The organism is Cellulosimicrobium sp. SH8 (genome assembly GCF_025818875.1).
GTDB lineage: Bacteria > Actinomycetota > Actinomycetes > Actinomycetales > Cellulomonadaceae > Cellulosimicrobium > Cellulosimicrobium cellulans_D.
The window spans coordinates 219,240-231,437 of the sequence record NZ_JAMXMH010000007.1; the positions used below are offsets into that span (position 1 = coordinate 219,240).

Genomic DNA, 12,198 nt, shown 5'->3' on the forward strand with positions numbered 1-12,198 from the left:
GTTGCGTCACCCGGCCGGGAGCGCGGCGCTCGGCGAGGGCGCGTCGACCGACCGCCGCGACAGCAGCGCCGCGACGAAGAAGCACACCGCCCCGACGAGCGTGCCGGCGTCGTCCCACCACTCGCTCACGTAGGTGCCCGTGGCGGGCGAGACGTACGCACCGACGGCCGAGGCACCGAACGCGACGGAGCCGACCAGGTTGAGCCACGTGCCGTGCCAGGTGCGGGCGTCGACGTCCCACAGGTGACCCCGGTCGCGCGTCGCCACGACGGCGAACGCGGACGAGACGAGGAACGCCACGGAGCCGTAGGCGTCCGGCTTCCAGCCCGCGCCGAGCGCCGCCGGGTCGTCGACCGCGGCGACGAGGGCCGCCGTCGTGCTGACGTTGAAGCACAGCGTCCCGACGAGCTGGACGGCCGCCGCCCACCAGTCCCAGCGGTCGGCCGGGTGCGTCCCGGCGCGCGGCGGGCGCCGCCCGCTGAGGCCGAGCTGCACGAACGCGGCGGCGGTGAAGAACACCGCGCCGACGACGAACGTGACGTTCGTCGCGACCGCGCCGACGGCGTCGGCGTAGGGCGGGAGCGCCCCGACGAGGAAGCACAGCGACCCGACCGCGAACCCCCACGCCTCGCGCCGCAGACGACGCTCCCGCCGGTCCACGTCCGTCAGTGGTGGAAGCCCGAGCGCCGACCCTCGGCGGGCATGGGCGAGGTGAGCCCGTCGAGCCACTCCGTCTCGACCCGGATGTCCTCGAGAAGGTCGTCGGCGAGGTCGCGACTCACGCCGTTGCGCACGACGATCCGCTGCACGGTGAGGTCGGCGAGGTCGTCGGGCATCGGGTAGGCCGGGACCAGCCAGCCCTTCATGCGCAGCCGGTCGGACAGGTGGTACAGGTCCCAGTTCTCCGTGTGGCCGGGCTTGAGCCGCCAGGCGAACACGGGGATGTCCGACCCGTCGTTCCACAGCTCGAACGCGCCGAGCGCCTCGATCCCGTGCGCGAGGTACTTCGCGACGTCCTGGCACTCCTGCTGGATCGCGGTGTAGCCCTCCCGGCCGAGCCGCAGGAACTGGAAGTACTGGAGCAGCACCTGGGCGCCTGGCCGCGAGAAGTTGAGGGCGAGCGTCGGCATGTCCCCGCCGAGGTAGCTCACGCGGAAGACCAGCTCCTCGGGCAGCGCGTCGAGCGTGCGCCACACGACCCACCCGACGCCCGGGTACACGAGCCCGTACTTGTGCCCCGACGTGCTGATCGAGTGCACGCGCTCCAGGCGGAAGTCCCACTCGATCTCCGGCTGGAGGAACGGCGCGATCATGGCGCCCGACGCGCCGTCCACGTGGATCGGGACGTCGAGGCCCGTGCGCTCCTGGAGCGCGTCGAGCGCGGCCGCGATCTCCTTGACGGGCTCGTACATGCCCGTGTAGGTCACGCCCATGATCGCGACGACGCCGATCGTGTTCTCGTCGACGTACTTCTCCAGGTCGCTGCCGTCGAGGCACGGGTGCTCCTCGGTGATGGGCACGTACCGCGCCTCGACCTCGAAGTAGTTGCAGAACTTCTCCCAGCACACCTGCACGGCCGAGCTCATGATGAGGTTCGGCCGCTCCGCCGGCCTGCCCGCGGCCCGGCGCGCGAGCTGCCAGCGCCGCTTGAGCGCGAGGCCCCCGAGCATGCACGCCTCGGACGACCCGATGGTCGACGTACCGATGCAGTCCTGGACGTCCGGCACGTTCCACAGCGACCCGAGGATGCGCCAGCAGTTCTCCTCGACCGCCGCCGTACGGGGGTACTCGTCCTTGTCGACCATGTTCTTGTCGTAGACCTCGGCGTAGAGGCGGTCCGCCTCGTCGCCCATCCACGTCGCGACGAACGTCGCGAGGTTGAGGCGCGAGTTGCCGTCGAGCATCACCTCGTCGTGGACCACCTGGTAGGCGGACGTCGGCTCCATCTCCGCGTCCGGCAGGGTGAAGCGTGGCGCGACCGCCCGCACGCCGGCTCGCGTGTAGGTCGGGCGCAGGACGTGCTGCTCGTCGGTCATGCTGGTTCCTTCCGACACGCCGGAGGTCCGGCTCGGTCGACGGGTGGGTCCGCCGCCCGGACGTCGCTCCCGGGACGGCGGACGGCGCCTCAGTCCGCGAGGATGCGAGCCTTCTGCGCCTCGAACTCCGCGGGGCTGAGCACCCCCTGGTCACGCAGCGCGGCGAGCTGCGTGAGCTGCGCGATGCGCGCGTCCATGTCCGGCGCCGCCGCGGGTGCGGGAGCGGGCGGCGGCGAGTAGGTCGGCTGCGGCGCCGCGTACTGCTGCGGAGGCGGCGCGTACTGCGGCTCCTGCGCGCTCTCCTGCGCGGCCCAGCGGCCCGCCTGACGGCGGGAGACGCGGTTGGAGACAGCGGTCGCGGTTCCGGCGACGACGGCGGTGCGCGCGACACCGCGGATCAGTCCAGGCACGGGATCCTCCTTCGGGCGGACCGGATCAGGCGTCCGGCTCTGTGGCGTCCAGCGACGCGATCAGCGCCTGGACCGGGATGCGCCCGCTCGCGACGAGCTGGGCGCCGTTGCGGCGCAGGGCGGTCGCGAAGGGCGCCGCCCACACGTTCTCGTAGACCAGCACGACGGCCGTCATGCCGGGCTCGACGGCGCTCGCCGCCTCGTCGAGGTCGTCGTCGCCGAGCAGGCCCGACCGCGCCCCCTCGAACACCGCGAGCTCGGTCGACCCGTCGTCGAGCTCCTCGAGCCCGAGGCCGACGACGCTGCCGTCGTCCTCCCGGCGCACGACCACGAGGTCGAGCACCCGGATGATCCCCCGGTCCACGAGGTCGACGAGGTGCGGGAAGGCCTTGTCGCCCGTCGCGCGGTCCGTCGGGAGCTCGATGACCAGGAAGTCGATCGGCCCGCTCTCGTCGAGGTCGCCGAGCTCGCTCCCGAGCCCGTCGCTGAGTTCCTGCGTCATCGTCGCGTCCTCTCCGCGTCGTTCCCGCGCGGCGCACGGGTCTGTCCTCAGGCTCGTCGTGGTCGCCGGTCGCGTCCTCACCCAGAACGAGTGAACTCCCGCCGACGACGGCACCCGGCGGCTACCGGTCCGACCTGTCGGTCGCGGGCAGCAGGTACTCCACGTGCACCGCGTCGATGCGGCCGTCGAGCGCGAACGGCATGCGGTCCGCGTACGCGCGCGACACCGCGCCGCCGTACGCGCGTCCGACGTCGAGGCAGTCGTTCGCGGAGAAGAGCAGCGGCGCGCTCACGGGCACCGTGCCCCGGCCGACGTCCTCGCCGTCGACCCGCAGCACGACCTCGAGCGGTCCGCCCGGCCGCGGCTCGGCGTACGTCGTCACGACCTCCACCGTGTGGTCGCCGGCCGCGAGCGGCGCGCTCGACCGGACCACGGTCCGCTGGACGAGGAACAGGTTGTACTCGTAGGTGAGGACGCCGTCGAGCAGGAAGCACGTGAGCCCGCCGCCCGCTCCACCGAGCTTGTAGAGCACGCCGTCCGCGGCGTCGGGCACGGAGAGCCGGATCTCGACCCGGTTGGGGCGGTTGCCGAGCGCGGGGGCGCAGAACTCCGGGACGCGCACCGTGTCACCGGACAGGTCCCACTCCGTGTACGGCGGGCTGATCCGGTCCTCGGGGTGGATCGCCGGGACCCACAGACCGCCGCCCACGGGCAGGACGTCGTTGCGGGCCGCCTCGATCGCGAACAGCTCCTTGAGCTGGGCGAGCTTCTCGGGGTGCTCCGCGGCGAGGTCGTGCGCCTGGCTCCAGTCCTCGTCGAGGTGGTACAGCTCCCAGGGGTCGTCGTCCGGGGTCCAGGTCCGGATCCCGGCCGGCATCCCCTGCACCCACGGCAGGCGTGGACCGGTCGCCGACGCCATCCAGCCGTCGGCGTAGATCGACCGGCTGCCCATGATCTCGAAGTACTGCGTCCGGCGGCGGCCCTCGGCATCGGCGTCGTCGATGGAGTACGCGAAGCTCGTGCCGTCGATCGGGTCCTGCGGGACGCCGTTCACGGTCTCCGGGTGGGAGATGCCGAGGATCTCGTAGATGGTCGGCACGAGGTCGACGACGTGGTGGAACTGCGTGCGCGGCACGGGGTCGGGCTCGATGTGGCCCGGCCAGCTCACGAACATCGGGTTCCGCGTGCCGCCGAGGTGGGACGCGAGGAGCTTCATGCCCTGGTACGGCGACGACCCGGCCCACGCCCACGCGGCGTGGTACTGGTTGTCGGTCGCGGGGGTGCCGAGCGCGTCGAGGCCGCCGAGCTCGTCGAGCGCGGCGATGTGCTGCTCGACGGTCGACGGGATGCCGTTCTGGGCGAGCAGCTCGCTGATCGTCCCGTTCTGCCCCTCGCCGGACGACCCGTTGTCGCCCCAGATGTAGACGACGATCGTGTCGTCCGCGTAGCCCAGCCGCTCCACCTCGTCGAGCAGGCGCCCCGCCTGGACGTCCGCGTGCTCGCCGAACCCCGCGGCGACCTCCATGAGACGCGCCTGGAACGCCTTCTGGTCGTCGGGGATGTCGTCCCACCCCGCGAGGCTCTCCGGGCGGGGCGTCAGCTCGGCGTCCTCGGGTACCCAGCCCGCCGCCTTCGCACCCGCGAGCGCCCGCTCCCGGTAGACGTCCCAGCCGTCGTCGAACGCACCGGCGTACCGGTCCGCCCACTCCTTCATGATGTGGTGCGGCCCGTGCAGCGCGCCGGTCGCCCAGTAGACGAAGAACGGCTTGTCCGGCGCGTTCGCCTTGTGGTCGCGGAGCCAGCGCATCGCGTCGTCGGCGATGTCCTCGCTGAGGTGGTAGCCCTCCTCCGGGGTCTTCGGCGGCAGAGTCGGGGTCGTGTTCCGCACCAGGTGCGGCTCGTACTGCGACGCCTCGCCCGCCAGGAACCCGTAGAAGTACTCGAACCCGTACCCGGTCGGCCAGCGGTCGAACGGTCCGGACGACGTCGTCTCCTCCGCCGGGGTGTTGTGCCACTTGCCCCACGCACCGGTCGCGTACCCGTACTGGCGCAGCACCTCGGCGATCGTCGCGCTGCTCTTCGGGATGTGCCCCGAGTACCCGTCCCAGTCGTTCGCGAGCTCCGCGATCTGCCCGTTGCCGACCCGGTGGTGGTTGCGCCCGGTGAGCAGCGACGCGCGCGTCGGGGAGCACATCGCGGTCGTGTGGAACCGGTTGTACCCGACGCCGTCCGCGCGGACCCGGTCGAGCGTCGGGGTGCGCACGGCGCCGCCGAGCGTCGTGGGGAGCGCGGGACCGGCGTCGTCGATGAGGATCACGACGACGTTCGGCGCGTCGGCGGGCAGGTGCCGCTCGGGCGGGTGCGGGGAGTACGTGGACTCCTGGATCGTCCGACCGGCGACGCTGCCGGACCGGCGGGGCGCGAACGGCAGCGACCGCTCGGCGGGCAGCGGCGGTCCGACGACCGTCCGGCGGGGCTCGTCACTCATCGACTCTCTCCTGTCTGTCCAGGACCTCACGGACGGCGCGGGCGTGGGCGGCGACGCGACGACCCGTCGACCGTAGGTCCGCCGCCGCGGCGAGGGCATCACGCAGATCGCGCGAACGACGCTCCCGCGCTCCAGGCCCGGCTAGCCTCGGTCGCATGGCGCACCTCGTGACCGACCTGGAGGACCACACCCCGCAGATCTCCGAGGCGGTGGTCGCGGACCTTCGGTCCCGCCTCCGCGCGACGCGGTGGGTCGACGCCCCGGACGGTCTCGGGTGGGACGCCGGCACCGACGTCGGGTACCTGCGCGACCTCGTCGCGTACTGGGCCGACGGCTTCGACTTCGCCGCGCACCAGGCACGGCTCTCCGCTCTCCCGAGCCGGCGCGCGACGATCGACGGGACCCGCGTCCACCTCCTCCACGCGCTCGCGACCCCGCGACCCGAGGACGCGTCCCCGCTCCCGCTCCTGCTCGCGCACGGGTGGCCGGACTCCGCGTGGCGGTACCGCAAGGTCGTGCCACTCCTGACCGACCCGGGCGACCCCACGGCCCCGGGCGGCGCGGGACGACGCACCTTCGACCTCGTCGTCCCCGACATGCCCGGGTTCGGCTTCTCCGACGTCCCCTCGGGCCCGACCCCGGACAACCGGACGGTCGCCGCCCTGTGGGCCGAGCTCATGACCGCCCTCGGCTACGACAGGTTCCTGGTCGCGGGCGGGGACATGGGCAGCCACGTCGCCCGGTTCCTCGCGCTCGACTTCCCCGACCGGGTGATCGCGGTGCACCGCACCGACGCCGGGCTGCCCCTGTTCACGGGCGACCCCGCGTCCCTCACGCCCCCGGAGCGCGACTGGCTCGACGAGAGCACGCGGTGGCGCACGACCGAGGGTGGCTACGCCGCCGTGCAGGCCACCAAGCCGCAGTCGCTCGCGGTCGGACTCATGGACTCCCCCGCCGGGCTCGCGGCCTGGGTCGTCGAGAAGCTGCGGTCGTGGAGCGACTGCGGCGGCGACCTGGAGTCGGTGTACACGCGGGACGAGGTCCTCGCCCTCCTCACCGAGCACTGGGCGGCCGGCAACGTCGGGGCCGGCGTCCGCGCCTACCGCGCGAACGCCGCGATCCCCCGCGAGCAGCTCGCCCGCTACGTCGACGTGCCGTCCGGGTTCTCCGTGTTCGCCGGCGACGTCGTCCGCCCGCCCCGCGCGTGGCTCGACCGCGTCGCGAACACCGTGTACGCGACCGAGCCGCCGCGCGGGGGACACTTCGCCCCGTTCGAGCAGCCCGAGGTCTACGCCCACGAGCTGCGGTCGTTCTTCGGCCGGTTCTAGGTCCCGAGGAGCCCGAGGGTCACGGCGCGCTCGACCGCGGCGCCGCGGGTCGTCGCGCCGAGCTTGCGGTAGATCGCGCCGACCTGGGTGCTCACGGTGTTGCGGGACACGAAGAGCCGGCGGCCGATCTCCGCCATCGTGAGGTGGGTCTGCAGGTACGGCAGGAGCCGGAGCTCGGCCGGGGTGAGCGGCGGTGCCCCGCGCGTCGCGGCGACGGTCTCGAGCCGGGCCCGGAACGCGGCGACCTCGCCCGCGAGCAGCCCGACGCGCGGGCGACGACGCAGGATCTCGGCCGCCTCGGCGGCGAGGTGGGTCGCCGTCGTGCGGTCCCCGAGGGCGAGGCACGCGTACCCGAGCTGGAGCCGGACGCGCAGCGCGAGGTACGGCATGACGTACGTGCAGGGCACCCGGGCGCGCATCCCGCGCGCGACGAAGCGCTCCGCCGCGGTGTGCTCGCCGCGGTGCGCGGCGACGCGGGCACGCACGGCGAAGGCGATCGCCGTGGTCGAGTAGCCCTCCATGTGGTGGGCGTCGACCGTGTCGACCGCGGCGCGCGCGTGCCGCTCGGCGTCGTCCCACCGGCCGTCGTCGAGCGCGAGGATCCCCAGCTCCGCCTCGCTGAGCAGCACGGAGTCCGGGTTCCCCGCCTCGGTCCCGCACGCCACGGCCTCGACGAACGCCTCGCGCGCCGCGTCCCGGTCGCCCACGAGCAGGTGGGCCGAGCCCAGGAGGTGGAGCGCCTGGTCCCGCCACGGGCTCCACGCGGGCTCGTGCTCGACGGCGTACGTCGCGCACGCGAGGGACGCCTCCGGCCCGTCGACGCACATCGCGGCCCGCACCTGGCACCGGGCGGACTCGAGCGCGACGCGGTCCTCGTCGGGGAGGAGGGACGCGTCGAAGCCCTCCAGCACGGTGGCCCACCGCTCGGCCGCGGGCGACTCGCCGAGCAGCAGCGCGCGCCACGCGGCGACGACCGTGAGCTCGGGGAACGCCTCGACGACGGCGTCGCCGAGGGTGTCGAGCCAGCGCGTCACGACGGCCACCCCGCCGTCCTGGTACGTCGACAGCGCGAGGCGCCCGACGAGGACGGCCGCCTCCTCGACGTCGCCCGCGGCGAGGAGGTGCTCGACCGCGCGGGCCTCCAGCCCCTCGTCGACGTGCCACGCGGCGGCGCGCCGGTGGAGCGGCGCGACGGCGTCGGGCTCGACCCGGTCGAGCTCCGCGAGCAGGAACTCGCGGAACAGGGCGTGGTAGCGGAACCAGCCGCGGTGGTGGTCGAGCGGGACCAGGAAGAGGCTCGCGTCCTCCAGCTCGCGCAGCCGCCCCGCGGCGTCCGCGGTGCCGAGCACGGCGTCGCACGTCGGCGCCGAGAGCTGGTCGAGCACGGCCGTGGCACGCAGGAAGTGCTGGGTCCGCGCGGGAAGGAGGGTCATGCACTCGCGGTACAGGTAGTCGGCGACGAACCGGTCGGTCCCCGTGAGGGACGCCGGGTCCTCGCCGTCGCGCACGAGCAGCGCGCAGAGGAAGACGCCCGTCGGCCAGCCCTCGCACCGCTCGACCACGCGGTCCAGCGCCTCGCCCGGCTCGACCCCCACGGCGCGGAAGATCTCGCGCGCGCCGGCCACGTCGACCCGCAGGTCGTCGGGACCGATCTCGACGAGGTCGCCCTCCACGCGGCGCCGCGCGTCGTACCCGGCCGCGCGGCGGCTCGCGACGACGACCTGCGACCCCGGCGGGACGCCCCTGAGCACGACCTCGAGCGCGTCCCGGCAGGCCACCGAGCCCGCCTCGTGCAGGTCGTCGACGAACAGCACGAACGGCCTGCCCGTGCGCGCGAGCGCGGACGCGAGCAGCGGGGCCGACCGGCCGAGCATCGCCGCGCCCGTGCCGCGCATCTCGGCCGCCACCGCGGCGACCTCGGGCGAGACGGGCGCGCACGCGAGCGCGAGGAGCGTGAGCAGGGCGCCGGGGTCGTCGTCGAGCCGGTCGAGGCTGGCCCACGCGACCGCACGGTCCTCGACGCTCGCCCACTCGGCGAGCATCGTCGTCTTGCCGTAGCCCGGCGGGGCCGTCACCACGACGACCCGAGCGCCGTCACGCCGGGCCCTGTCGACGAGCGCGCGCCGGGAGACCGCACCGCGGCGCGGCGCCGGCGGCTCGACCTTGCCCGCGAGCAGCGCCGTGCTGAGATCCGGTCGCGCGGTGACCGCCTGACGGCTCCCGTCGGACACGCGAGCAGCCTAGGAGCGGCCCCCGAGGCCCTCAACCGGAGCGGGGGAAATCACCCGGGACGCCGGGTTCGGCCGCGTCGTCCCATCCCTCGACGGGTTCCAGGCCCAGGGCGAGCGCGACGCGCGGCGCGGCCGCCACGACCGTCGGCAGCCCGACGACCGGCACGACCGCCATGAGGACGCCCACCACCTCCGCCGCGTCGACCCCGGCCTCGACCGCACCGTCGATCTCGGCGCCGTACGTGGGGACCGACGCCCCGACGGCGACCGCGGCCGCGATCCGCACCAGAGCCCGGTCGCGGCCGGACAGCGCGTCGTCGCCCGTCGCGCCGCCGTCGACGACACTCTCGTCGTTGACCGCGAGCCGCCGGAGCACCTCCGCGTGGTCCACGCCGACCACCCACCTTCCGACGCGGGCCGGCCGGGCCGGCCGCCCCGGGCCCGTCGCCCCTGCCCGATCGCCCCTCCCGCCAGCATGACGACGGTGCGGCGCGGGGTCGTCACGCAGAACGCATGACGACCGGAGCAAGGGCGGGGCAGAGGCTCGTCCGGGTGCCGCGCCGCCCCAGCACGAAACGGCGCAGCACCCGATGGACCCTCAGGCCGGTCGGACGGCTTCCGACAGGCCGGTGAGGACGTCCCCGCCGGTGACGTGCTGACCTGGCACACGGGCCAGGAGGATCTCGGTGAGCGCGGACTCGAGCGCGCGTGGCAGGCCGAGCGCCTGCAGGTGCGACACGCGCACCGACAGCGGCCGGTCCGCCGTGAGCACGCGGTGGGCGCGCTCCTTGTCGTCGTACGGGACACGAGCGCGGTCGAGCACGGCGAACAGGCGCGCGTCGACGTCGTTGTCCCCGAGCCGTGGTCCCCGCCCGAGGTCGACGACGAGGCAGGACGCCGGCGCGACCGCCTCGACCGTGACGTGCAGCCCGCGGTCGTCGCGCTCGACGAGCGCGTCCGCCCGGGCGCCGTCGACCGTCACGACCGGTCCGTCGTCGTCGGCCGCGAGCGCCGGGAACGTCAGGGTCCAGCGCCGCGGGGCGGGCACGACGCGCGTGTCCCCCTCGACCGGGCCGACGACGGCCCTTCCGGTCGCCTGCTCGAACATGACCGGGGTGCGAGCCTCCGCGGGCGGCGACGACCCGTCCGCCCCGGCCGACGCTCCGCCGGCGGCTCCCGCCGGGAGGCCCTCGGCGTCCTCGACGAGGTCGAGCGCGCCGTCGGCCCCGACGACCACGAGGACCTCGACGTGCTCCGGGTGGGCCACGCCGTTTCCCGGGACGGTCGCGCCGTCGAGCGGCACGACCGCGCCCGACCGCGCGAGGACGGGGATGCTCGCGAGGTCGCGGTGCAGCCACGCCTCGCGGCCGCCGTCGTAGACGAGCCCGCCGAGCAGGTCGACCCACGTGCCCTCCGGGAGCCACGCGCGTACCGCGGCCACCCCGGCCTCGCGGTCCGCGGGGGCGGTGATCGGCGCGACGACGAGCTCGGACCCGAAGAGGTACTGGTTGCGGGCCGCGTAGGCCTCGGGCTGCTCCGGCCACTCGTGGTAGAGCGGCTGGACGAGGGGCACGCCCTCGCGGGCGGCCCGGACGTTCATCGTGTGCAGGTAGGGCAGCAGGCGGTGGCGCAGGCGCAGCGCCGCGACCTGGGCGTCGCGAGCCTCGGGGCCGAACGTCCACGGCTCCTTGCGCGTGAACGGGTTCCCCGCCGAGTGCAGGCGCAGGACGGGCGAGAAGACGCCGAGCTGCACCCAGCGCGTCGCGAGCTCGTCGTCCTTGGTGCCGTGCATGTGGCCGCCGACGTCGTGGCTCCACCACCCGTACCCGATGTTGCTCGCGGTCGCGGTGAAGTAGGGCTGGAAGTCGAGCGACTCCCACGAGATGACCGAGTCGCCCGAGAACCCGACCGGGTAGCGGTGGCTCCCCGGGCCCGCGTACCGGGAGAAGGTCAGCGCGCGCGTCGCGCGTCCCGCGGCGGCCCGCGACCCCACGCTCGCGTTGTCGAGGTAGTGGACGTGGTTGAGCATCCACAGCGGGTCGACGCCGGGCACGCGCGAGACGCCCCCCTGCTGCCAGTCGACCCACCAGAAGTCGACGCCGTCGCGCTCGAGCCCGCGATGCAGCACCTCGGTGTAGGCACGCAGGAAGTCCCGGTCCGTCGCGTCGAACGCGATCGGCTCGCCGCCGTCGGGGTCGCGACCCAGCGCCGCGGCCATCGCCGGGTAGGCGTCCTCGAACGCCCGGACCCCGTCGGCGGGGTGCACGTTGAGCGTGACGCGCAGGCCGTCGTCGTGCAGCGACCGCAGGAACGCCGCCGGGTGCGGGAACAGGTCACGGTTCCACGAGTACCCGGTCCAGCCGCTGCCGTGCCGCGGGTCGACGTCGGTCACGTGCCAGTCCATGTCGAGGACCGCGACCGAGAGCGGGACGCCCTCGCGGCGGAAGCGTCGGACGAGCTCGGCGTACGAGTCGGCCGAGTACCGGTGGAAGCGGCTCCACCACGTGCCGAGCGCGTAGCGGGGCAGCACCGGCTGCGGCCCGGACAGCGCGTAGAGCGCCCGCAGCGCGGCCCGGTAGTCGTGCCCGTACGCGAAGACGTACAGGTCCTGGCGCGACCCGTCGCGCGGGGCGACCCAGCCGTCGTCGTCCAGGACGAGGCCGGCCGAGTCGTCGATCACGGCCCAGCCGTCGCGCGAGACCACCCCGGGGCCCAGCGGGACCGGGCCGTCCGCCTCGTCGAGCGTGCGGGCCGTCCCGCCGAGGTTGCCCGGCCCGTTCCCCACGGCGTCCGCCTCCAGGGGGACCGCCGTCGCCGGGACGCCCGGCCCGCGCTGCCCGTACCGCCACACCCCGTGGTAGGCCGAGTGCGCGCCGAGCACCTCGACGCTCAGCCCGCTCGCGCTGAGCGGCCCACCGTCGTACCGCAGACGCAGCCGGTCCGTGACGACCTCGATCCCGTCCGCGGACCCGGTGCCGGACCGGGTCACCCGGAAGTCCGGCACCGGCAGGTCGCGGTGCAGCGCGAACGCCGACGCGCGGTCCTCGAACACGCCGTCCTCCGCGCGCTCGAGGCGCACCAACCCGTCGGCGAGCACCGAGATCCGGTACCGGTCGCCGAGGATCGTCGCCTCGGGGCGGGCGACGGGGCTGGTGGCGAGGCGGGGCGGGAAGGTCATGTGCGGCAGTTCCTGTCGGTGCGTG

9 protein-coding genes are annotated in these 12,198 nt (G+C 74.6%); 1 reads left to right on the forward strand and 8 read right to left on the reverse strand.

Features of this window, described 5'->3' with window-relative positions; genetic code table 11:
* Positions 1 to 6: 6 nt before the first annotated feature.
* The 5 genes from NF338_RS11840 to NF338_RS11860 all read right to left on the reverse strand — a co-directional run bounded on the left by NF338_RS11840 (position 7) and on the right by NF338_RS11860 (position 5,436).
* Entirely contained in the window at positions 7 to 660 is a 654-nt protein-coding gene (locus tag NF338_RS11840; protein WP_264030961.1) for a hypothetical protein, read from the reverse strand.
* 5 nt (positions 661 to 665) lie between these two features.
* On the reverse strand, positions 666 to 2,036 hold the full coding sequence (locus tag NF338_RS11845; protein ID WP_264030962.1) for a glutamate decarboxylase: 1,371 nt from the start codon (positions 2,034 to 2,036) through the stop codon (positions 666 to 668).
* Positions 2,037 to 2,125: 89 nt separating this feature from the next.
* On the reverse strand, positions 2,126 to 2,446 hold the full coding sequence (locus NF338_RS11850) for an SHOCT domain-containing protein (protein WP_264030963.1): 321 nt from the start codon (positions 2,444 to 2,446) through the stop codon (positions 2,126 to 2,128).
* A gap of 25 nt (positions 2,447 to 2,471) precedes the next feature.
* Entirely contained in the window at positions 2,472 to 2,948 is a 477-nt protein-coding gene (locus NF338_RS11855; protein ID WP_264030964.1) for a DUF6325 family protein, read from the reverse strand.
* A gap of 121 nt (positions 2,949 to 3,069) precedes the next feature.
* Entirely contained in the window at positions 3,070 to 5,436 is a 2,367-nt protein-coding gene (locus tag NF338_RS11860) for an arylsulfatase (protein ID WP_264030965.1), read from the reverse strand.
* Positions 5,437 to 5,591: 155 nt separating this feature from the next.
* Here NF338_RS11860 and NF338_RS11865 point away from each other — a divergent pair, with 155 nt between their 5' ends.
* Positions 5,592 to 6,764, forward strand: coding sequence for an epoxide hydrolase family protein (locus NF338_RS11865; protein ID WP_264030966.1), 1,173 nt, complete (start codon positions 5,592 to 5,594; stop codon positions 6,762 to 6,764).
* On the opposite strand, the gene NF338_RS11870 is transcribed toward NF338_RS11865, so the two are convergent.
* The 3 genes from NF338_RS11870 to NF338_RS11880 form a co-directional block, all read right to left on the reverse strand.
* Positions 6,761 to 8,995 (reverse strand): LuxR family transcriptional regulator, encoded by a 2,235-nt coding sequence (locus NF338_RS11870; RefSeq protein ID WP_264030967.1) that lies wholly within the window; start codon positions 8,993 to 8,995, stop codon positions 6,761 to 6,763. The two genes, NF338_RS11865 and NF338_RS11870, sit on opposite strands and share 4 nt — an antisense overlap.
* Before the next feature lie 31 nt (positions 8,996 to 9,026).
* A complete protein-coding gene (locus NF338_RS11875) occupies positions 9,027 to 9,386 on the reverse strand; it encodes a carboxymuconolactone decarboxylase family protein (protein WP_264030968.1) in 360 nt (119 codons plus the stop codon).
* A 207-nt stretch (positions 9,387 to 9,593) separates the two neighbouring features.
* On the reverse strand, positions 9,594 to 12,173 hold the full coding sequence (locus NF338_RS11880; protein ID WP_264030969.1) for a glycoside hydrolase family 31 protein: 2,580 nt from the start codon (positions 12,171 to 12,173) through the stop codon (positions 9,594 to 9,596).
* Positions 12,174 to 12,198 lie beyond the last annotated feature (25 nt).

Excerpts from the sequence above, each read along its gene's own strand:
- NF338_RS11845 (WP_264030962.1), bottom strand. The coding sequence starts at position 2,036 with ATGACCGACGAGCAGCACGTCCTGCGCCCGACCTACACGCGAGCCGGC.
- NF338_RS11855 (WP_264030964.1), bottom strand. The coding sequence starts at position 2,948 with ATGACGCAGGAACTCAGCGACGGGCTCGGGAGCGAGCTCGGCGACCTC.
- NF338_RS11860 (WP_264030965.1), bottom strand. The coding sequence starts at position 5,436 with ATGAGTGACGAGCCCCGCCGGACGGTCGTCGGACCGCCGCTGCCCGCC.
- NF338_RS11865 (WP_264030966.1), top strand. The coding sequence starts at position 5,592 with ATGGCGCACCTCGTGACCGACCTGGAGGACCACACCCCGCAGATCTCC.
- NF338_RS11880 (WP_264030969.1), bottom strand. The coding sequence starts at position 12,173 with ATGACCTTCCCGCCCCGCCTCGCCACCAGCCCCGTCGCCCGCCCCGAG.